The organism is Pseudomonas sp. St386, from assembly GCF_018325865.1.
Lineage (GTDB): Bacteria > Pseudomonadota > Gammaproteobacteria > Pseudomonadales > Pseudomonadaceae > Aquipseudomonas > Aquipseudomonas brassicacearum.
In genome coordinates this window covers 190303-211570 of sequence record NZ_AP021900.1, presented here as the reverse complement: position 1 = coordinate 211570, position 21268 = coordinate 190303, and the positions used below count along the sequence as shown (strand labels likewise).

The window sequence follows — 21268 nt, the reverse complement described above, 5'->3', positions numbered from 1 at the left end:
AGTTGTCCCGCCACTGAACCCCTGTGGGAGCAAGGCTTGCCCGCGATAACAGCGCCTCGGTGTCCACTTGAACCCGAGTTGCCTGCATCGCGAGCAAGCTTTGCTCCCACAAAGCTCGCTCCCACAGGGGGTTAGGTGGTGGTGCTACTTGCGGCGCAACCGCATCAACTCCGGCAAGCCGATCTTCAGCAACCGTGCCGTGCGCCCCCGGGCCAGCTCTTCAAGTCCTTCATGCTCGGTCAGGTGGGCCATCTGCGCCGCCATGTTCATCACCAGTGCCTCGCGGGAATAAACCCCACCACCCAGGTTATAGGCTGCCGCGATCAACTCACGCAGCTCCAGCGGCAGGCGCCAGCGAGTGCGCAGCGCCGAGCCGAAACCGGCGCCGTATTGATCTAGGCAACTCCCTACTTCCTCCAACTCATCCAACTCGCCACCCGCCTGGGTCCACTCCTCCAGGCAACGCAACAGCGCCAGGTCGCCCAGGCGGTGTAACAGCCCCGCGCAGTAACAACGCTCCGGTTCCAGATCCAGTAGCCGCGCCAGGATCCGGGCGTACTCGGCGGTGTGCAGCGACAATTCCCAGTAGCGCTTGGCATAGTCCGCCAGACAGGGAACGGTGAGCCGGGCGCAGCGCTTGAGGGTCAGGCCGAGAATCAGGTTCATGCTTTGCCCAGTGCCGAGCTGGTGCAGCGCCTGGGCCACGGTCTGCACCGGGCCGCCGCCCTGATGCTGGGCAGCGCTGTTGGCCGCCGCAATCAGCACCCCAGTGATTTGCGGGTCGGTACGAATCTCTTCTTCCAGCAGCTTCAGATCCAGGCCAGCGGGGTTGAGGCAGCGCTTGACTGCCACCTGCACATCGGTCATCAGCGGCGCGCCTTCGGACAGATCACGCCGACGCTCCAGAAAAGCTATCAGGGTCAACCCCGGCCCCGGAACCGGCGCATCGTTGGAGGTTTCTTCACCGCCCACCAACAACCCCTGCAAACGCTGGGTCAGGTTCTCCCGGTTCAAGGGCTTGGTCAGATACGCGGTCGGCGCCAGCGGCAAGACCTCGCGCACGCTGGCGCTGTCGTTGCGTCGGCTCATCAGGATGAACGGCAACGGCGGGGTGCGATGCTGCTGGCGAAGGCCACGCAGAATCGCCAGGCCATCAACCCCCGGCAGCTCCCAATCGGCGATCACCAGGTCGTAGGGATGTTTCGCCAGCAAATCCAAAGCCTCTTTGCCGTCGCCACAAGTGTCCACCCGAGCATCGCAGCGCACACCCGACAACACCTGCTCAAGCAGCTCACGGGACGCCGGATCGGCCTCGGCGATCAACACACGCGGTACAGCGGGTAAATCCACAGCAGTCATGCAGCATGCTCCCTTGCCATACTTGCACCTTAGACCTTGGTGGCCGTTCCAGACAGCTCAAAATCCACCGGGCAGGTTCGCGGACATGAAAAAACCCGCCAGAAGGCGGGTTTTTGTGGATCAGCGCACAACCGTCACTCAGAGTTCGGAGAAGCACTCTTCGAGGATCGCCAGGCCTTTGTCCAGTTGCTCGTCCGGCGCGGTCAGCGGCACCAGCACCCGCAGTACGTTGCCGTAGGTGCCGCAGGACAGCAGGATCAGGCCCTTGTCGCGCGCCTTGGCCACGATTTGGGCTACCGCTGCCGCGTTCGGCTTGTGGGAGTCGCCGTTTTCGAACAGCTCCACGGCGATCATCGCGCCCAGGGCACGCACGTCACCGATGACCGGGTACTTCTTCTGGATCGCCTTGAGGCCGGTCACCAGACGCTCGCCCACCGCCTTGCAGCGGTCCAGCAGGTGTTCTTCTTCGAACACGTCCATTACCGCCAACGCCGCCGCACAGGCGATCGGGCTACCGGCGTAGGTGCCACCCAGGCCACCCGGCGCGATTGCATCCATGTACTCGGCCTTGCCGCACACACCGGCCAACGGGAAGCCGCCAGCGATGGATTTGGCGAAGGTGGTCAGGTCGGCGGCAACGCCCATCTGCTCCATGGCGAAGAAGGTGCCGGTACGGCCGGCACCGGTCTGCACTTCGTCAGCGATCAGCAGGATGCCGTGCTGGTCGCACAAAGCGCGCAGGCGCTTCATGAATTCCTTGGGTGCTACGTAGAAACCACCTTCGCCCTGTACCGGCTCGATGATGATTGCCGCGATGTCACGCGGCTCGGCGTCGTTCTTGAAGATACGCTCGATGCTGGCGATGGAGTCGTCGATGCTCACGCCGTGCAGTTCGTTCGGGTAAAGCGCGCGGAAGATGCCGCCGGGCATCAGACCCATGCCGGCCGAGTACGGCACGACTTTACCGGTCAGGCCCAAGGTCATCATGGTGCGACCGTGGTAAGCGCCGGTGAAGGCGATCACACCGGCACGGCCCGTGGCGGCGCGGGCGATTTTCACGGCGTTTTCCACCGCTTCCGAACCGGTGGTCACCAGCAGGGTTTTCTTGGCGAAATCACCCGGCACCTTGGCGTTGATTTTTTCGCACAGTTCCACGTAGGGCTCGTAGGCCAGGACCTGGAAGCAGGTGTGGGTCAGCTTGTTCAGCTGCTCGGTCACGGCGGCGATGATTTTCGGGTGTACGTGGCCGGTGTTCAGCACGGCGATGCCGCCGGCGAAGTCGATGAATTCACGACCTTCAACGTCGGTTACCGTGGCGTTCTTCGCCGATTCGGCAAAGATCGGGTGAATCTGGCCAACACCGCGTGGAACAGCGGCGGTACGGCGGGCCATCAAGTCAGCGTTAGTCTTGCTCATTACAGTCCTCATTCGCCGCTCATCGGTCGGCGTGGCTCAAGGAATACATGGCGGGGAGGCAACTGCGACAGCATGCGATGATCGACTGCCGCAGCGTTCCGGCCACAAGAAACAGAACGGGTGAAACGCGCAAAGGGACAGCGCTCTCGTGCCCTTTGCGCTTGAAGCAGATCAGATACCCAGGCAGAGGTATTTGATTTCCAGGTAATCCTCGATGCCGTACTTGGAGCCTTCACGGCCCAGGCCCGAAGCCTTGATGCCGCCGAATGGCGCGACTTCGTTGGAAATCAACCCGGTGTTGACGCCGACCATGCCGTATTCCAGGGCTTCGGCCACACGGAACACACGGCCCAGGTCGCGAGCATAGAAGTACGAGGCCAGGCCGAACTCGGTGTCGTTGGACATCGCGATCACTTCGGCTTCGTCTTTGAAACGGAACAGCGGTGCCAGCGGGCCGAAGGTTTCTTCTTTCGCCACTGCAGCGTTCTTCGGCACGTTGGTCAGGATGGTCGGCTCGAAGAAGTTGCCTTCCATTGCCTTGCCGCCCGACAGCACGGTCGCGCCTTTGCTGACGGCATCAGCGATGTGTTCCTGCACCTTGGCGACCGCTTTGCCGTCGATCAAGGGACCGGTGGTGGTGCCATCGTCCAGGCCGTTGCCGATCTTGAGCTTGGCCACCGCCACTTTCAGTTTTTCGGCAAACGCGTCGTACACCGAATCCTGGATGTACAGGCGGTTGGCGCAGACGCAGGTCTGGCCGTTGTTGCGGTATTTGGAAATGATCGCGCCTTCGACGGCCTTATCCAGGTCCGCGTCGTCGAACACGATGAACGGCGCGTTGCCGCCCAGTTCCAGGGAGACTTTCTTGATGTCCTTGGCACATTCGGCCATCAACTGGCGACCGATCTCGGTCGAACCGGTGAACGACAGCTTGCGCACGATCGGGTTGCTGGTCAGCTCGCCACCGATGTCGCCGGCGCTACCGGTGACCACGCTCAGCACGCCTTGCGGGATCCCGGCACGGTGCGCCAGTTCCACGAGGGCCAGGGCCGAGAACGGGGTTTGCGAAGCTGGCTTGATGACCATGGTGCAACCGGCAGCCAGGGCCGGGCCGGCCTTGCGGGTGATCATCGCGGCCGGGAAGTTCCACGGGGTAATGGCTGCGGTCACGCCGATCGGCTGCTTGATCACGATCAGGCGTTTGTCGGGTTGGTGGCCGGGAATCACGTCACCGTAGATGCGCTTGGCTTCTTCGGCGAACCATTCGATGAACGAGGCGGCGTAGACGATTTCGCCCTTGGCTTCGGCCAGTGGCTTGCCTTGTTCCAGGGTCATCAGGCGACCGAGGTCGTCCTGGTTTTCGATCAGCAATTCGTACCAGCGGCGCAGCTTGTTGGCGCGCTCCTTGGCGGTCAGTGCACGCCAGGCCGGCAGTGCCTTGTCGGCGGCTTCAATCGCCCGGCGGGTTTCGGCGGCGCCCATTTTCGGCACAGTGCCCAGCACTTCGCCCGTTGCCGGGTTGGTGACCTTGATCGTCTGACCATTGTCCGCATCGACCCAAGCGCCATCGATAAAGGCTTGTTGGCGGAACAACTGGGTGTCTTTAAGCTGCATGTCGGCTTTCCTTAACAGCACCGCGCACGCGCGGAGCGAATTAGATTTGTAGAAAGGCGCCTCGGGGGGCTGCCGTCAGGGAAATCATTCACCGGGCTGAAGCACAGAAATAACGCACAAAAGCACAGACGTGCGGTTCAGCACCCAGACAAGAGCGTTTGAAATCTCAAACGAATCCTAGGGCCGATAGGGGTGAAGGACAATAGGCTGTTCGAAAAAAAGAACGAAAAAAACGAATTTGCCCGTTTTTTCTGATCAGCGTAGCCGATGCCCGCCCAGCCTCATGAAAACACCGGCAAATCAGCAGCATGGACGCCCGCGATGCATATGAGTATCATGGCGCCCGCGTCGCACCAGTAGCTCAGCTGGATAGAGTACTGCCCTCCGAAGGCAGGGGTCGTGGGTTCGAATCCCGCCTGGTGCACCATCTTCAGAATCAAAAGCCCCAGGTCGCAAGGCCTGGGGCTTTTTTGTGGGCGCTGATCTTACTCAACGCTTGCGCAACGCCTCCAACCGCGCCGGCAAGTCCTCCTCGGGAAAGCGCTGATGCAGCGCCAGCAGCTTTTCATCAGCAGCCTTGCTCTCTCCCGCCTCGCGCAAGCGCAGTATCTCCAGCAAGCCTTGCTCCAACGATGGCAGTGCAGCGGGCGCGGGTTTGCTCATTTTCGCCGCCGACTTTTCCGCAAGGGTCTGGTCAGGGCTTGCCGGGGCTCGGGCCAGTTCGCCCTGGGGCGCCATGCGGATGATCGGTGCAGGGGCGGGCATCGCCGGCGGCGGTGCAGCGGCAACGGCGGGCGCTTGCCGATCGGCGGAAAACTCCATCGAGGCGGGTGCGGACAGTTCGTCGTGGGTCACGGGCGAACGCAGTACCAGGCCGATCATCAGCGCCACGCCGGCAACCGTGGCGAATGCCATTTGCCAGCGCGGCCGTTGGCAGGCCTGTAGCCAGCGCTGCCACAGGCTTGGCGCGGGCGTCGGGGCTTCACGGCGGGCAGCGGCCAGGATGAAGGCGTCCAGGGAGGCCGGCGGCTCGGCGCTGGCGTGTTGGCGGAAATGCTCGATCAGCACTTCATCGTCGGGGGCCGGGGTGTTTTTGGGGTCGATCATGCGGGTACCTCCTCGGCCAGCAGGCGATGCAATTTCTGCTGGGCGTAACGCAAGCGGCTCTTGACCGTTTCCAGCGGGGCGCCGGTCAAGGCGGCAATCTGTGGCAGCTCCAGGTCGCCGTGCAGGCGCAGCAGGAAGACTTCCCGCTGATCTTCGGGCAAAGCCTGCAATGCAGCGTCGAGACGCGCCTGGTCTCGACTCAGGGTCAACTGTCGCTCAGGGCTGCTGGTGTCGTCGGGTTGGACGTGAAGCTGCTCGTCGTAGCTGTCGTGCAACGGGTTGCGGACACCATGCTTGCGCCAGTGGTCGATCAAGCGGTTGCGGGCAATCTGGAACAGCCAGGTGCGAAAACTCGCCCGGCCTTGTGGCTGGGTGGTGCTGCGAATCAGGCTGAGCCAAGTGTCTTGGAACACTTCTTCGGCCAGTTCGGCCTTGTTGCTCAAGGACACCAGGAAACGGTAGAGCCCTTGCCGATGGCGGGCGTAGAGGACTTCGAAAGAAGCCCCATCGCCATTGCGGTAGCGGGCCAGCAGCGATTCGTCGCTGGGAGAATCAAGCGCAGCGGGCATGTGGGGGACGAACTCCTTTCGATGTAGAACACGGTCTTGCAGATTGCAGAGGACTCTGTGGGAGCAGGGCTTGCCCGCGAAGGCGGCGTGTCAGGCGAAACTGCTGTGCCTGAAACGCCGCCTTCGCAGGCAAGCCAGCTCCCACATTTTGGTCCTCGTTGTGCTCGGGATCAGCGCTTGGCCGCGGGCTCGAGGCTCTGGGCCAGTTCCACCAACTGCACGAACTCGGCACGCAGCCCGAACGGGTCATCACCACGGGCCGAGCGCGCCAATTGCGCAGTGTCCTTCAAGCTCATCGTCCCAGTGTAACGCCCATCACCCTTGAGCTGCTGGGCGAAGGCCGCCACGGCAGCCGAGAAACGCAGGTCATCGCTGGCCTTGTGTTCGTCCTGCACGCCCGCAATCGGATGCTCGATCAATCGACTGCTACCGCCCTCAGCGGGTTTGTAGCGTACGCGCAACATCGCCAATTCGCCTGATTTACCCTCCGATTGGGGCGTGCTGGCATAGCGCAGCGGCTCCAACCAGCCCGGTTGGCCTTTCGGGACAATTTCATACAAGGCCGTCACCGTATGCCCGGCGCCGATCTCGCCCGCATCGACCTTGTCGTTGTTGAAATCCTCACGCTTCAACGCGCGGTTCTCATAACCGAGCAGGCGATATTCGCTGACCTGGGCAGGGTTGAACTCCACCTGCAATTTCACGTCCCGCGCCACCACCGCCAGGGTGGAGCTGAGTTGGTCGACCAGGACTTTGCGCGCTTCGAGCAGGTTGTCGATGTAGGCGTAGTTGCCGTCACCAGCATCGGCCAATTGCTCCATCAGGTGTTCATTGTAGTTATCCACACCGAAGCCCAGCGTCGTCAGGGAAACGCCGCTTTTACGCTGGTCCACCGCCATCTGCTTGAGGCTGTCGAAATCACTGACGCCGACGTTGAAGTCGCCATCGGTGGCCAGCAGGATGCGGTTGATGCCTTTGTCGATAAAGCTCTCCCGAGCCATCTGGTAGGCCAGTTCGATACCCGAGGCGCCTGCGGTGGAACCACCGGCGTCGAGTTGGTCGATGGCGTTGCGGATTGTCACCTTGTCGCGCCCCGAAGTGGGCTTGAGCACCACCCGGGATTCGCCGGCATAGACCACCAGGGATACCCGGTCCTGATCGCGCAATTGGTCCACCAGCAATTTCAGCGTGCTCTTGACCAGCGGCAGGCCTTCGCGACGGTCCATGGAACCGGAAACATCCACCAGGAAGACCAGGTTGGCCGGCGCCAGATCCGCCACAGCACGGTCGCTGGCCTTGATGCCGATGCGCAACAAGCGGGTGTGAGGGTTCCACGGCGATGGTGCCACCTCGGTGGTCACACCAAAGGGTGAACCGTCGGTGGGCAGGGCATAGCTATACGGAAAATAATTGACCATTTCCTCCAGTCGCACGGCACCTTCGGGCGGCAGGCTGCCTTGATTGAGCAAACGTCGCACATTGGCATAGCTGCCGGTGTCGACATCCACGCTGAAGGTCGAGACCGGCGTTTCGGCGACGCTATGGATGGGGTTGTCCGGCAGTTTTTCGTACTGCTCGCGCGGCTCAGTGCGGTACCCCCCGGCGAGGGCATCGTTCGCCACGCTCGGGGCGGGCATCAATGTCGGCTTCATCGCCATGCGTTTGACCGCCGACGGGTGCATTTCGACAATCTCGCCTTGCGGCACAACACTGGGCACCACGGCTACCGGTTCGGACGGCTTGGCAGCCTCCCGGGAAGACAACCCACAACCGGCCAACGCCACCAGCAAAGTCACGGCGAAGCCTTGGGCAGCAGGACGCATAAAGGGAAGTGGACGGGACATGGGCTGAACCTCGTGAATGAATGATCCGTTCACAGAGTCAGACGCAGGGCGCATGGGGTTCGGGTTAACGACCAAAAGATTTTTTTGATGTGCTGAAAAGACTGCGCCGGCCACCCCAGAGTGGCCAGGCCGTTACCGCGATTGGAGCAATCGCCAGCACGTTGCAGCAGGCATTGTTAGCGGGACGGAATGCCCCGCAGATCATCGGCGATGAATCCGCTCAAATGACTGGTGTAATAGTCTTCGACATCGGAGTTGCCTCTGTTCGTCAGCGCCCCCGTCATGCCTTTCAGAACCTCAAGTTGCCCGATCGCCCCACCCGGCATCAGCCCCTGGCGGGCCTGGGCAAAGTGCAGCACTTCGACACCGGCCTTCTTCACCTTGACCTGATAATTGAAATCGACACTGGCCAGGTACGTACCGTCGGCGACGATCTTGTTCATGAAACCACCTTGGGTGTCTTGAATACGGCGCGCATAGACGGCGTTGATGTCCAGCAGATAGTCAGCGGTTTCCTTGCTGGAGGCATAACGATTGCCGTCGAGCAGGCGGACGATCAGGTCGGTGTGTAACTGGTCACGGACTTTTTCGTCGGGCAGGAAGCGTTCGTTTTTGCCGACGACTTCAACGTTGAACGTGTCGATCCAATAGGTGGCGGTCTCGGGGATCGCCACTGGCGCAGGGGAAATGTAGTAATCAGGCTTGGAAGCACAACCTGCCATAAGGCAGAGGGCCAGCAACAGGGTAAAAACTCGCATGTTTGAATTCGTCCTTGAGAGGTAGCGGCATAATGGCGGCTGCATTCTACGGCGTTTGAACACGCGCTCAAGTTGTTTGGCCCTGACGAAGTGCGGTCCCGTCTCACTCGATCCCAATGTCCACTACCGTTTTCCCCGCCCCACGCCCCTCGGCTACCTGGGCAAAGGCCTCATTGACTTGCTCCAGGCCAAACCGGCGCTGATCCAGCTTGATCCGCAGCTGCCCTGACTCAACCAGAGCGGCGGCCTCCCGCAAGATCTGACCATGATGCTCGCGCCCCTTGCCCGTCAGCAGCGGCATCAACGTAAAAACTCCGGAATAGCTCGCCCCGCGGAATGACAACGGCGCGAGGCTGTGTTGGCTCCAGCCGAGGCAACTGAGCACATGGCCGGTGTAGGTCTTTACCGCGTTGAAGGACGCATCCAGGGTCGGGCCGCCCACGGTGTCGTAGACGATGTCGAAGCCTTCGCCATCGGTGTACAGGCCCACGTAGCTGTCGGTGTCCTGGGTCCGGTAGTCGATGGCTGACGCGCCCAGTTCGCGGATGAAATCCAGGCTGTTGGCCGAGCCCGTGGCGTAGACCTCGGCGCCACGGGCCTTGGCGATTTGCACGGCCATTTGACCGACACCGCCCGCCCCACCATGTATCAACACCTGTTGCCCGGCCCGGACGTTGGCGCGATCGACCAAGCCTTCCCAGGCCGTGATGAAGGCCAGCGGCAAGGCGGCCGCTTCGCGCATGCTCAGTGAGCGGGGCTTGGGCGCAATCAGGCGGGCATCGACCGCGATGTATTCGGCCAGCGCGCCTTGGGCCCCGCCGATCCCGCCGGCCATACCGAACACCTCGTCGCCAGGCGCAAAGTCATTCACGCCCTCTCCCCGTTCAACCACCGTCCCGGCCAGGTCAATCCCCAATACGGCGGGCAGCGGCTGGCGTGCGTGGGCACCGCCTCCCGCCGCGATCTTGGTGTCCAGCGGGTTGATTCCGGCGGCATGCACCTTGATCAATACCTGGCCTTTGCCGGGAATGGGCCGGGAGATGGAACGGACAATCAGCGCAGCCTGAGCGGTTTCGGCAACGGCGGCGGACATGGTGTTGTTCATGACGGTAAACCTCCAATGAGTGGGCAGGTTCATAGTGCGAGGGAAGACGCATTCCGATAAGTGAGCAACAATGGATAGGATTTATTCCAGACAGAGGCTAAATCCTGATGGATCTGTTCGACGCAATGCAGGTGTTCGTGCGGGTGGTGGAGCGCGGCTCGTTCTCGGCCGTCGCCAGGGAACTGAACCTGGGCCAACCGGCGGTGAGCAAACAGATCCGCGCGTTGGAGCAACACCTGGGCGGGGCGCTGTTTGCCCGCAGCACCCGCCATCTCGCGCTGACCGATCAGGGGCAGCGCTTCTACGCCGAAAGCAAGGACATACTCGCCAGCCTGGACGCGGCACGGCTCAGTTTCGCCAGTGGCCAGGAACAGATCGCCGGCCTTCTGCGCGTGGCGGCGCCCGTCAGTTTCGGCCGCTTGTGCATTGCGCCGTTGGTGGGCGAGTTCCTCGCGCGTCACCCACAGCTTCGGATCGACTTGAGGCTAAGCGATCAGAACGAGGATGTGTTGAAGGAGAACATCGACCTGGCCATTCGCATCGGCGTGGTAAAAAGCGAAGGGCTGGTAGCGATTTCCCTCGGCGACAGCCCGCGCCGGGTGTACGCCTCCCCCGCCTATCTGCAACAGCATGGCACGCCCCTCGCACCGGCTGACCTGGCCGGCCATAACTGTTTGGCGTTCACGCTGCTGGAGCACTACGACGTCTGGCGGTTCGACCAGGATGGCCGACAGCACAGCGTCACGATCAAGGGCAACGTTACCTGCAACAGCAGCGAGGCAATCCGGGAAATGGTGCTGTCGGGGCTGGGCGTTTCGCTGTCACCGCAGTGGTTGTTCGCTGCCGATATTCGCCAGGGAACCGTCTGCACCGTGCTTGCCGATTACCAGCCGCTGGCGCTTCCCGTCAGCGCCGTGTTCAGTCACGATCGACGCCGCTCGGCACGCACCCGGGCCTTTGTGGATTTTTTGCGCGAGCGTCTTTGAACAGCCGGATCAGGATCCACAGGCCAATGACGGTTGCGCAGCTTTCCCATGGCGCCCTGGAAAATACGCCGCCGCAGCCACGCCCACCGCGCCCATCACCCCGCAATAGGCCACGCACACCCATGGGCTCCACGGCACCAGTGCTATCAGCATCAGCGGTGTCATGCTGGCCCACAGGGCATAGGCGATGTTGTAGGTGAGCGAGATACCGGACACGCGGATCTTCGGTGGGAACAGGCTGACCATCACCGAAGGCACCGCACCGACCACGCCGCAACCCAGCCCGGCCACGGCGTAGGCCAGGCCCAGCCAGGCGCTGCCGCTGATCAGGCTGGCGTAGAGCACGGCAATGCCCACAGGCAGCAGCAGGCTGTAGAGCATGACGGTGCGCCAGGCGCCGATGCGGTCGACGATGAGGCCGGCCAGGACGCAGCCGATGTTCAGGAACACGATGCCCAGGCTGCTCAGGGCGAAGGTGTGGCTGGCGGTCATGCCGAAGCTTTTCTGCATCACGGTCGGGGTGATGACCACGAACACCACCACGGCAGAAGTCAGCACGCAGGTCAGGATGGCGGCGGGCAGCAACGCCTGGCGGTGGTCGCGCAGGACCGTGCGCAGCGGCAGTTCCGCAGCACCTTCGCGATTGGCTTGCAGGGCCATGAAGATCGGCGTTTCGCTCAGCCAACGACGCAGCCAGACGCCGATCACGCCAAAAACGCCCCCTAGCAGGAACGGCAGGCGCCAGGCGTAATCGAGAATCTCTGCCGGTGTGTAGATCCGCGCCAGCGCTGTTGCGGTCAAGGCGCCCAGCAAGTAGCCGAAGGTCAGGCCGGCCTGGAGGAAACCCAGGGCATAGCCGCGATGATGCAGCGGCGCATGTTCAGCCACGAACACCCAGGCGCTGGGCACCTCGCCGCCCACCGCCGCACCCTGGAGGATACGCAGCGCCAGCAACAGCAACGGTGCGAAATAACCGATTTGCGCGTAGGTCGGCATCACGCCGATGAGCAGGCACGGCAAGGCCATCATCAGGATGCTCAGGCTGAACACGCGCTTGCGCCCCAGGCGATCAGCGAAGTGCGCCATGAGAATGCCGCCCAGGGGCCGGGCCAGGTAGCCGGTGGCGAAAATCCCGAAGCTTTGCAGCAAGCGCAGCCAATCGGGCATTTCCGGCGGAAAGAACAACTGGCTGAGGGTCAGGGCGAAGAAGACGAAGATGATGAAATCGTAGATCTCCAGCGCGCCTCCCAAGGCGGCCAGGCCCAGGGTCTTGTAATCGGATCGGCTGAATCGGTCACCGGGTAGAACAGGGGTGGCAGTCATAGGCAGATTTGAACGATAAGTTTGAGAGAGGGCGACGGCTCAGTCGTCGCGATCATTAATCACCGGTTCAACCGGTGGCTGGCCTGGCTCGGCGTCTTCGGCCTCGTCGGCAGGCAGGAAATCCTTGCGGCTCTGGGCGATGGCCCGGCGCATCTCGTCGCCCTTGGTGGGGCAGTTCAGGAGGCGGGCGATGCCGTCGGGTTTCTGCGTCATCGCCATCCTCCGGCATGAGTGAACAGGGACTCGATAGTGCTCGCTTTTGGCGCGTGATGCCAATGTTGTGTCGGAGCGTCAGCGCCATTGTGGGGGGCTGCGTCGCAGCCCAGTGGGAGCAAGCTCCCTCGCCACAGGGGTTTGTGCTGTTCGGGTCAGCGGTGGTAGCGGCGCACTACGCTGCTGTTGCGCAGGACGTGACCTTTGATTTTTTCCATCAGTTGGGCGCGTGTGAGGTCGGCGGGCAGGGCTTCCGGCGGCAGGTCCAGGGCGAAAAGCTGGATCAGGTAGTGGTGAGCGCTGTCGCCGACAGGCGGGCAAGGACCGATGTAGCCGTGAGTGTTCTTGCTGTTGATACCGCTCATGCCCTCCAACGAGGACTTGGTGCCGGCACCCGCCGGAATCTGCCGCGTGGAGGCCTTGATGCCGTAGTGGATCCAGTGGTCGACACCTTGGCCCCTTTGGCCGTCCGGGTCCAACATGACGATGGCGTAGCTGAGGGTGCCGGGCGGGCCGGCGTTCCAGCTCAAGGCTGGAGAAATGTTCTTGCCACCACAGGTGTTGGCATCACTGGCTGCTGCCGCCGTGAAGAGGCGGTCGTCCGACACGCCGGGGATGCTGAGGGTAAAACGCTCCTCGGCCTGGACAGCCCCTTGTGCGCACAGCACCAGGGCGACGGCCGCCAGCCAAGGGGAGAGAGAGTTCAATCGGGTCATACCGGGGCACCTTGTGCGTGTCTGGCCATGGACGGCCTGCGAACTATAGCCGCAGCTTCGCCAAGGTTGCAGTGACAATTATGCTGAAACTCGTTCCGGCCCTGCGACTCCAAAGGGAAACGCCTGCCGGAGAATGACCATGTCTCTGCATCAAGTCGCCCGTTTCGCCGACGTTCGTGAAGACCGCGGCCTCGAAGTCAAAATCGACGACACATCCATCCTGCTGTTGCGCTCCGGCGATCAGGTGCGCGCCTTCCAGGGCAAATGCCCGCATGCCGGCGCACCACTGGCCAAGGGCGCGGTGTGCCACGGAAGGCTGATTTGCCCGTGGCACAAGGCCGCGTTCCGGGCTGAGGACGGCGCCCTGTGCGAACCGCCGGCCCTCGACAGCCTGGCGCGCTATCACGTCGAGGTACGGGAGGGTGACGTCTGGGTCGACGATCAACCACTGCCAACCGATAAAGTCCCGCCGGCCGATGACGCGCGCACGTTTGTCATCATCGGCGCCGGTGCTGCCGGCACGGCTTGCGCGGCGGCGTTGCGCGAGAAAGGTTTTGGCGGGCGAATCCTGATGATCGACCGCGAAGCCGAAGCCGGCTACGACCGTACGGTGCTGAGCAAGTATGTGTTGGCCGGCGACATGGCGGTCAACGAGACGTCGCCGCTGCGCGATGAAACTTATTTCACCCAGCAACGCATCGAAAGGCTTCACGGCGAGGTCACCCATTTGGACCCCGACGCTCGGCACATCCAACTCGCCGATGGCCGAAGCCTGGACTACGACGCCGCGCTCATCGCCACTGGCGGCGTACCCAAGATGCCAGCGTTGCCCGGCATCGATTTGCCGCAAGTCTTCGTGCTGCGTTCGATCGCCCACGCCCGGCAGATTCTCGACACCGTCCGGCCAAGGCAACAGGCGGTGATCATCGGCGACAGTTTCATCGCCATGGAGGTCGCCTCGTCCCTGCGCAAGCGCGAGCTGAACGTTACGGTCCTGGCCCGGCATCCGGTGCCGTTCGCCGCACAATTGAGCGAGAGCGTCGGCCAGGCCATCCTGGCCCGACACCGGGCCAATGGTGTGGTGTACCGCTCCGACAGCGAAGCGGCGCAGATCGAGGGGGCGGGCAAGGTCGAAGCCGTGGTGCTGGACAACGGCCAGCGCGTTGCCGCGGACCTGGTGATCATCGGCGTCGGCGTGCGCCCGGCCACCGAGCCCTTCGCCGCATTGCCAAGGGAACAGGACCAGTCACTGTCCGTTGACGCGGGCATGCGAGTGACTGATGGCTTATGGGCCGTCGGCGATATCGCGACCTTCCCTCTGAACGGCCAGCCCCAGCGCATCGAGCATTGGCGCCTGGCCCAGCAACAGGCGCGCATTGCCGCTGCGAACATGCTCGGCGGCGACGAGCACTATCTGGACGTGCCGTTTTTCTGGACCTATCACTTCGGCAAACGCTACGACTATCTTGGCCACGCCGAGCACTGGGACGAAGTGGAATTCAAGGGCACGCCCGAGCATCCGCCCTTTATTGCCCTGCTGGGCAAGGACGGCCTCATTGCCGCCGCAGTGGCCTGTGATGAAGGCCGGGCCATGGCGGCGTTGGCCCAGCGCATGAAACAACCATTGCCGGTGGACGAGGCATGGCGGCTGATCCGGGATTTTTCGTCCTAGCCCCAAATCCTCTGTGGGAGCGAGCTTGCTCGCGATAGCGCCGGCGCGGCTTGCATCAATGCACGGACTGATCCGCCGGCAAATGGATAACCCGTGGCCGCTCCATTGGCGCCAGGGGCGGTGGCTGCAAGTCGGGGCTGAGCAAGTGGAAGTGCGGTACGACGTGGCTGATGTCGCCGTCCTGGTTGTTGTGAATAGTCTTCGAGCCTGGCTGGCGCAGCGTGTCCAGGCGTTCGTCGGTCAACTTGAAACTGGCGCTCAAGCCCTGGTCATTCACGACCGGGGCCGGCGACCGGCGCTGAGCGAAGCCGCGACTTTTACGCTGTTGGTAACGTGCCCAGGTAATCAACAGCACCGCGTTGACCAAGGCGATCCAGCCATAGACCTGCAAGGTCCCCAGGGTATCGAATAGAGACCCACCCGGGCGCGGACCGGCCTGGCTCGCGAACAGCGGCCACAGCCCATTGACCAGCAGGTACAACAGCCCCACCCACGCCAGCACGGTGAAAAACGCATCGATGACCACCAGAAAAGGCCGTTGCCGGGTCCTGATAATTTTCATCGGATCACTTCCTCTTCCTGATCATCGAACGGTTTGATACCGCGATCCGGACTGATCCAGCGCGCACGCTTCTGATGCTGCCCGAACAGCACTTTTGGAAAACTCACCAGGGTGGTGAAGAGGCTGATCAGCCAGAACACCAACGGATACCAGACCACCCAGAACATGATGTGCCACAGGCCTTTTTCGTACCGCCGATCAATCAGGATGCTCACCGCGAATTGCAGCAGGCACACCACCGCCAGCAACAACCCGGTGAAGGCTGGCGGCATGAGGTGATCGACCGCGATGGCCGCCGGCATTTCGACGAATTTGCCGACACCCCAGAAAATCACCGACAGTAGGAACGTGAACGCCCAGCCGGTGGACAGGCAATATTCGAACAACAGCGGCCACAGGTAGCGGTGGCGGTATTGCCAGATGCCACGGATGTTCTTGAACAACACCTCGGCGCCACCCTGGGCCCAGCGCAGCCGTTGCCGCCACAGGCCGCGCAGGGTTTCGGGCATGAGGATCCAGCACAACGCGCGCGGCTCGTAGAAGATGCTCCAGTGATCCAGTTGCAGCTTCCAACTGATGTCGATGTCTTCGGTGATCATGTCCGGGCTCCAGTAGCCAACCCGGTGCAGGGCGGTGCGCCGGAACGCGACGATCACGCCGGACACGGTGAAGATCCGCCCGAACACCCGTTGGGTGCGCTTGATCAGGCCGATGATCGAGGAGAACTCGCCAACCTGGACCCGGCCTATCAGAGTCGAGCGGGTACGGATTCGCGGGTTGCCGGTCACCGCGCCGAGGCGGGCGTTGTCCAGCATAGGCGCCACCAGGTAGGCACAGGTGTTCGGCGCCAGCAGCGCGTCACCGTCGATGCACACCAGGTATTCGCTGCGCGCCGCGATGGCGCCCATGCGCAGGGCCACGGCCTTGCCCTGGTTCTCTGCCAGGTGCAACACGCGCAGGCGCGGGTCTTCAGCCGCCAACTGATCGAGCATCTGGGCTGTGTTGTCCTTCGAGCCGTCGTTGATGGCGATGACTTCGATGTTCGGGTAATGCTGGCCCAGCGCCGCGTGAATGGTGTCGGCGACGTTGTCGCCTTCGTTGAAGCATGGAATCAGGATGCTGATCAGCGGCTCGCCGGCCAAGGGCGGTGGCAAGGTGTCGTCCTTCCACGGCCAGTGGCGCTCCCAGTGCAGCCAGAAATACAGGCCGCCGGCGATCCACAGCCCGGACATGAACAGCGGGTAAAAGAACACGAAGTCCATCAGGAATTGCCCGGTGACCAGGAAGATCAGGCCCAGGGGCACCCCAAGGACGATCGCCAGCACCAGCAGAGCGAGCAGTCTGTCGAGCATGTCAAGGATTCCACTTGTTGGAGAGCGCCGGCCGCACGGTTTTCACAGCGGGCTGGTCTTCGATGAAGTTGTCCGGGTAGTAGCCGAAACTGGTCACGCCTTTGCGCTTGAGGCGCCCCATCCAGTCGGCCAGTTGTTCGCCGTCGATGTCGCTGACCGGCTTGCTGTGCCAGTCCCGGGCCTGCAATTCGAACACCGTGCGCTTGAGCGCGCCGGGGCGAGCCTTGACGGTGTCCACCAGGCGCTCGAGCCAGGGGCCGGATTGCTGGAGGGTCTGCTTTTCCATCAGCGGCATGGCCATCGGCGCCGTCCAGTCATAGGCGCCGAGGAAGTCGTCGAGGTTCTGGGCGAACCAGGCTTCGCTTTCCGGATTGAGCATCGGTTCGGCAAAGATATTGCGCGCGGTGCGCACCTGCGGGCCACGAATCGCCCGGACCTTGGCGGTCAGCTCATGGGTGAAGTCGATCAGGTAGCGGCTCTTGAAGCGGGTCCAGCGTTGCATCGCTGCAGGATCGGCCCGCAGGGCGGCGATGGACGTCGGCAGGCCGTGGGCGGCATAGACCTTCAGGGCTGCGGGGCTGGCATCCTCGAAGTCGGAGAACACCGCGTCGTCATGGTACAAAACGCCGTCCACCGAGCTCATCCGCGCCAGGTCTTGGTAGATCTCGCCGATGACCTTGCGCACGTTCGGGTCGAACGGCGACAAACGCACGTACTGGTCCGGGGCAACGCCAGTCTTGCCGGTTTCCGGATCCCAGCGCTGTACCCGCGAAAGCTTCGCGTCCAGGGCAAAACTGAGCACCGGCATCCAGGCATAGACCTTGGCGTTGGCCCGGGTGCGCAACTGCCATGCAACCCGGTCGAACAGGTCGGCGCGTACCGGCAGGTGACGGTTGGGGAAGTACAACGAATGCACGAGGCCGTCGCCTTTCGGGTCGGCGAAGGCTTGCAGGAATACCGTATTGGCGCCCAGGTCGGAAATGCGCTGGACCAGTTGGCCGACATTGGCTTCCTGCTGCACCGGGTCCGGGTCGTAGACGTAATCCAGGTCGACATGCACTACGCGCATCGGGTCAATCGTCTGCACGGACACGATGCTTTCGGCGAAATGGGCACCATCCGGATCGGACGCCACCAGGAAGCGTGGGCCGCTCATCAGGTTGTCCAGGCTGTCGAGACCGTCTTCCAGGGTCAGGGCCAGTTGATAGCCCTCGCTGCCAATCACCTGCAACGCCGTGCCGTCAGCTTCACCGTAAGGCCAGACCCAGACGCGCGGGCTGTAGCCGGTGACCTTGCGAATTTTCTCGGAAATGGCCGCCACGTCCTTGCGCAGGCGAGCCTGGAAATCGGCCTCGGTCTCATAACGACCGGTGACGGGGTCGTAGCGCCGGGTGGTCGCGGCAGGTTGCTGGTTGCCTTGCGGGTTGGCGAGCACGCCTTTGTGGTTGGCGTCGGTGTGGGCAGCGATTTCCACCAGGCCCGATTTGGAAACCTCGCGAATCTGCTCCCAGGTCAGGAACTCGGAACGCTTGCGCGGCACCCCGGCGAAATCCACCGTTTGATTCAGCGGCGTATCCACCCAACTGCCGACCGGGGCGAGGATCGCCGGCCAGTTATAGGCACGCAGGATGGGCATGACGCGGGTGTAGAAGCTTGCGTAGCCGTCGTCGAAACTCAGCAGCACTGCGCGCGGCGGCAGCTCCGGCCCGCCGTTGCGGGCGGTGATGATCTGGTCCACCGTGACCGGCTGATAGTTGTTTTCCCGCAGCCACGCCAATTGTTCGATCAGGCGTTCGGTGCGCACGGCCACCAGCGCCTGGTCCGGGTCACGGTCATCGACATCGTGGTAGGCGATGCCGAGCACATGGTTCTTCGGCCACGGGGCGTCATTGGCCGCCAGCGGGCGCTGCGAGGGCGGCGTGAACGCCGGGGCTTGCTGGGCACAAGCGCTGATCAGCAAGACCCCCAGCAGAAGGATGAATCGCGAAATGACAGGCATCTTCAAACTCTTCTAGAAGCGATAAGTGAGGTCGACAAGCAGGCGCAGATCGCTTTCGCGATCGCCGTCGTAGGGGCGGTTGAGCCAGCTCAGCGCGGCGCCGGCCTCCAGCACGTCGTTCCAGATGAAACGCTGGCCGTAGCTGAGCAATCCCACGGCGGCAGTGCTGTAATCGCGCTGGCTGTAGGTACCGGCACCGACCTGGAACTGCTGGCTCCACGTGGTCTCGTAGCGGCGGTGCAACACGTGATTGACGCTCACGGTCGGCATGACGCTGAAGTCCGATTTCGGATTGAAATAAGGCACTTCGTTGGAACCGCTGTTGCGGCTGGCCCCCACTTCCAGCCCCAGCTCCACTTGCACGCGCGGCGTGCTGTAGATGCCTTCGCGACCGGTCAGCTGGGTTTCGAGGCGGTTGTTGCCATCGCTGAAATGGGACGGGGTGACAGCCAGTCGCCACTCGCGGCTTTCATTGGCCCGCCAGCGTAGGAAACCGCTACCGCCGTTAGAGCGAATGCCGCTGTTGAGCGCCCGCAACGGGGTATTGGCCGAGAGATAATCCAGGCTCCCGCCGTACTGCCAGTGATCGTCGATGTCCCGGGCCACGGCCAGGCGCGCGCCCTGCTTGTCGCCGGAGCCATAGGAATGATTGGAGACCTCGGCCTCCAAGGTCATGTCCCGGGTGCGACGTTCCACGCCCAGGCGCTGCCAGCGGTGGTGGCCGGTGCCTTCCTCGAAATCACCGGTGGCGTAGCCGGCACCGCCGAACAGTCGCCAGTCTTCATCGATGGGCGGACTGTAGAGCAGCGTCTCGATACCAAAATCCCGGCTGCCAGTGACGGCACCGGCGTCACCGTTGCCACCGCCATAGCTCTTGCCGGTGTAGGCCTCGATGCGTAGTTCGGCCATGTCGTGTACGTCGCGCTGGCGTTGCAGGCGTTTGACATGGGCGTTTTCCGGATAGCGGGCGACCACGTCGTCGGTGAGTGCATCCATCTGCCGCCATTCCTGCAAATCCATGGCTGCGCGGGCCTGGGCGATTTCCAGGTCACGGTTGCGCGGGATCGTGGCCTCGACTTCCTTGAGCAGGTTTTCCGAACGACGCGGCCAGTCACGGGCCTGGTACAGATCGGCCTGGGCCAGACGCATGCCGGTGTTGCCGGGGCCTTGGTTGACCAGGGTGTCCAGGCGCGCTTCGGCAGAAGGCAGGTCGGCGCCATAAGTGCCAGCCTGGGCGGCGAGTTGCTGGGCATCCATCCATTCATCGTTGGGGTTGCCGATCGGCAGGCCCTTGAGTTCGATGCGCGGGCGCTGGGCTTTCGCCATGTCTTCGGCCAGTGCGCGGGCTTCTTCGGATTTTTCACTTTCCAGCAACGCATAGTAGAGCGCGGTGCTGTCCTCAAAGCGCTCCGCAGGATCGGCATCCGGCGCCGCGAGTACCTGGCGGTACAGCTCGACGGCGATTTCCGGCTCACGCTGCTCCAGATAGGAAGAAGCCACCCAACGCAGGGCATACGTGGGAATGCTCACACCCTCGGCGATCAGCTTCTGGTATTCGGCAATCACTTCAGCCCGACGGGCGCGGGCATTGAGGGCGCCCATGCGATCGATGCGCCAACGGAGTACGTCGTCATGGGCCTCGGCCACCGGGGTCCAGGTGGCGAGCAACTTGTCGTAGTCGGCCAGGGCGCGGTCGGCAATGACGAAGCGCTCCTGTTCGCTGCGGCTGGTCATGTCCGCCAGGCGCACCCGCTCGGCGGCCACGTCACCCTCCAGGCGGCGCTGCACGCCACGGTCGATCAACCCCGGCTGCAGACGCGCCAGACGCAGCGCCGGCTCGGGCAGCCGAGCGCGTTGCAGGGCGTAGATGTATTCGCGTGCAATCTCTGGGCTGTTGCCCGCGCGGGTGAAGGCCTGGTCGTATTCGAACAGCGCTTCGTGGGGGTTGTTGGCGCGGGTCAGGGCATAACCCAGTGCCAGTCGACGCATCGGATCTGTCGGTTTGGCGGCGACCATGGCCTTGGCACGGGTGACGGCTTCGTCGGGCTGACCGCTATCGGCCTGGGTCAAGGCCAAGCCGAGTTGCAGGTCGGGGTTCTGGGGATCGATCACCAAGGCCTGGCGGTACAGCTCGGCCGCCGAATCCCAACGCTTGAGGTTTCGATAGGCTCGAGCCGCAGCGGTCAGCGCCTGGACAGGCAACGCTCGATGGCGGCCCTGGGTCTCATAGACCGTCACCACCTCGGCGTCGAGGCCGGCCCAACTGGCGATCTGCAGGTGGTCGCTGATCTGCGCAGTGCTGGCCTGGCCAGCCGGCACCTGGCGCAACGCAGCCAGCGCAGGCGTGTAATGGCCTGCACGGGCATCGAGCACCATCTGGTCATAGGCGGTATCGGCAAACGCCAGCATCGGCCAGCACAGTTGGCTGCACAGCGCTACGCGAAACAACGGGCGCAAACCACGTTGAATAAAAGGACCCACAGTACGCGGCATTCGTCAGCATCCTTACATGGCCAGCCGGGTCGCAGTGCCCCCTTGCCCATCAAACAGGAAGCCGGATCAAAGGAATCCAGCCAAGCTCTAATGGGCCTAGTCTTGCACTCTCAGTCGGGTCATCTTCAGGAACGCCACAATTCTTCAGAATCGCTACAGATTTCGGCGCAGGGCTGATCG

General features: G+C 62.9%; 17 protein-coding genes and 1 tRNA gene. 3 read left to right on the top strand and 15 right to left on the bottom strand.

The window, feature by feature from the left end; all coding sequences use genetic code 11:
* Positions 1–144: 144 nt before the first annotated feature.
* The 3 genes from KI235_RS00985 to gabD all read right to left on the bottom strand — a co-directional run bounded on the left by KI235_RS00985 (position 145) and on the right by gabD (position 4389).
* Positions 145–1359, bottom strand: a complete 1215-nt coding sequence (locus tag KI235_RS00985) for a response regulator (protein ID WP_212795438.1) — start codon at positions 1357–1359, stop codon at positions 145–147.
* A 138-nt stretch (positions 1360–1497) separates the two neighbouring features.
* Complete coding sequence (gabT, locus tag KI235_RS00980; RefSeq protein WP_003196486.1) at positions 1498–2775, bottom strand: 4-aminobutyrate--2-oxoglutarate transaminase; 1278 nt, start codon at positions 2773–2775, stop codon at positions 1498–1500.
* A 171-nt stretch (positions 2776–2946) separates the two neighbouring features.
* On the bottom strand, positions 2947–4389 hold the full coding sequence (gene gabD, locus KI235_RS00975; protein ID WP_003196484.1) for an NADP-dependent succinate-semialdehyde dehydrogenase: 1443 nt from the start codon (positions 4387–4389) through the stop codon (positions 2947–2949).
* Between the two features lie 350 nt (positions 4390–4739).
* On the opposite strand from gabD, the gene KI235_RS00970 reads away from it, so the two are divergent.
* Positions 4740–4816 (top strand) — tRNA-Arg (locus KI235_RS00970).
* A 62-nt stretch (positions 4817–4878) separates the two neighbouring features.
* On the opposite strand, the gene KI235_RS00965 is transcribed toward KI235_RS00970, so the two are convergent.
* The 5 genes from KI235_RS00965 to KI235_RS00945 all read right to left on the bottom strand — a co-directional run bounded on the left by KI235_RS00965 (position 4879) and on the right by KI235_RS00945 (position 9772).
* Positions 4879–5496: a hypothetical protein gene (locus tag KI235_RS00965; RefSeq protein WP_013692007.1), complete on the bottom strand. Its 618-nt coding sequence runs from the start codon at positions 5494–5496 to the stop codon at positions 4879–4881.
* Positions 5493–6065, bottom strand: coding sequence for an RNA polymerase sigma factor (locus KI235_RS00960; RefSeq protein ID WP_003196480.1), 573 nt, complete (start codon positions 6063–6065; stop codon positions 5493–5495). Before KI235_RS00960 ends, KI235_RS00965 begins: the two co-directional genes overlap by 4 nt.
* A 170-nt stretch (positions 6066–6235) precedes the next feature.
* A complete protein-coding gene (locus tag KI235_RS00955) occupies positions 6236–7909 on the bottom strand; it encodes a VWA domain-containing protein (RefSeq protein ID WP_013692006.1) in 1674 nt (557 codons plus the stop codon).
* A gap of 176 nt (positions 7910–8085) precedes the next feature.
* Positions 8086–8667, bottom strand: coding sequence for a hypothetical protein (locus KI235_RS00950; protein ID WP_003196476.1), 582 nt, complete (start codon positions 8665–8667; stop codon positions 8086–8088).
* A gap of 103 nt (positions 8668–8770) precedes the next feature.
* The gene (locus KI235_RS00945; protein WP_013692005.1) at positions 8771–9772 is read right to left on the bottom strand and encodes a zinc-dependent alcohol dehydrogenase family protein; all 1002 of its coding nucleotides are present in this window, start codon (positions 9770–9772) and stop codon (positions 8771–8773) included.
* A 107-nt stretch (positions 9773–9879) separates the two neighbouring features.
* Here KI235_RS00945 and KI235_RS00940 point away from each other — a divergent pair, with 107 nt between their 5' ends.
* Positions 9880–10758, top strand: a complete 879-nt coding sequence (locus KI235_RS00940; protein ID WP_212795437.1) for a LysR family transcriptional regulator — start codon at positions 9880–9882, stop codon at positions 10756–10758.
* A gap of 9 nt (positions 10759–10767) precedes the next feature.
* On the opposite strand, the gene KI235_RS00935 is transcribed toward KI235_RS00940, so the two are convergent.
* The 3 genes from KI235_RS00935 to KI235_RS00925 all read right to left on the bottom strand — a co-directional run bounded on the left by KI235_RS00935 (position 10768) and on the right by KI235_RS00925 (position 13010).
* The gene (locus KI235_RS00935) at positions 10768–12081 is read right to left on the bottom strand and encodes an MFS transporter (RefSeq protein WP_003196471.1); all 1314 of its coding nucleotides are present in this window, start codon (positions 12079–12081) and stop codon (positions 10768–10770) included.
* 39 nt (positions 12082–12120) lie between these two features.
* Positions 12121–12294, bottom strand: a complete 174-nt coding sequence (locus KI235_RS00930; RefSeq protein ID WP_003196469.1) for a hypothetical protein — start codon at positions 12292–12294, stop codon at positions 12121–12123.
* Positions 12295–12449: 155 nt separating this feature from the next.
* Entirely contained in the window at positions 12450–13010 is a 561-nt protein-coding gene (locus KI235_RS00925; RefSeq protein WP_003196468.1) for a YbhB/YbcL family Raf kinase inhibitor-like protein, read from the bottom strand.
* Between the two features lie 139 nt (positions 13011–13149).
* Between KI235_RS00925 and KI235_RS00920 the strand changes: the two genes are divergently transcribed.
* Entirely contained in the window at positions 13150–14682 is a 1533-nt protein-coding gene (locus tag KI235_RS00920; RefSeq protein ID WP_212795436.1) for an apoptosis inducing factor family protein, read from the top strand.
* Positions 14683–14737: 55 nt separating this feature from the next.
* Here the strand turns inward: KI235_RS00920 and pgaD are convergent, their stop codons facing one another.
* Genes pgaD through pgaA form a run of 4 tightly spaced genes read right to left on the bottom strand, consistent with a single transcriptional unit; the run spans position 14738 to position 21088 of the window.
* The gene (gene pgaD, locus KI235_RS00915) at positions 14738–15244 is read right to left on the bottom strand and encodes a poly-beta-1,6-N-acetyl-D-glucosamine biosynthesis protein PgaD (protein ID WP_003196464.1); all 507 of its coding nucleotides are present in this window, start codon (positions 15242–15244) and stop codon (positions 14738–14740) included.
* Positions 15241–16596: a poly-beta-1,6-N-acetyl-D-glucosamine synthase gene (gene pgaC / locus KI235_RS00910; protein WP_013692003.1), complete on the bottom strand. Its 1356-nt coding sequence runs from the start codon at positions 16594–16596 to the stop codon at positions 15241–15243. Before pgaC ends, pgaD begins: the two co-directional genes overlap by 4 nt.
* Before the next feature lies 1 nt (position 16597).
* Positions 16598–18595, bottom strand: a complete 1998-nt coding sequence (gene pgaB / locus KI235_RS00905; protein WP_003196459.1) for a poly-beta-1,6-N-acetyl-D-glucosamine N-deacetylase PgaB — start codon at positions 18593–18595, stop codon at positions 16598–16600.
* Positions 18596–18607: 12 nt separating this feature from the next.
* On the bottom strand, positions 18608–21088 hold the full coding sequence (gene pgaA, locus KI235_RS00900; protein WP_013692001.1) for a poly-beta-1,6 N-acetyl-D-glucosamine export porin PgaA: 2481 nt from the start codon (positions 21086–21088) through the stop codon (positions 18608–18610).
* Positions 21089–21268: the final 180 nt, after the last annotated feature.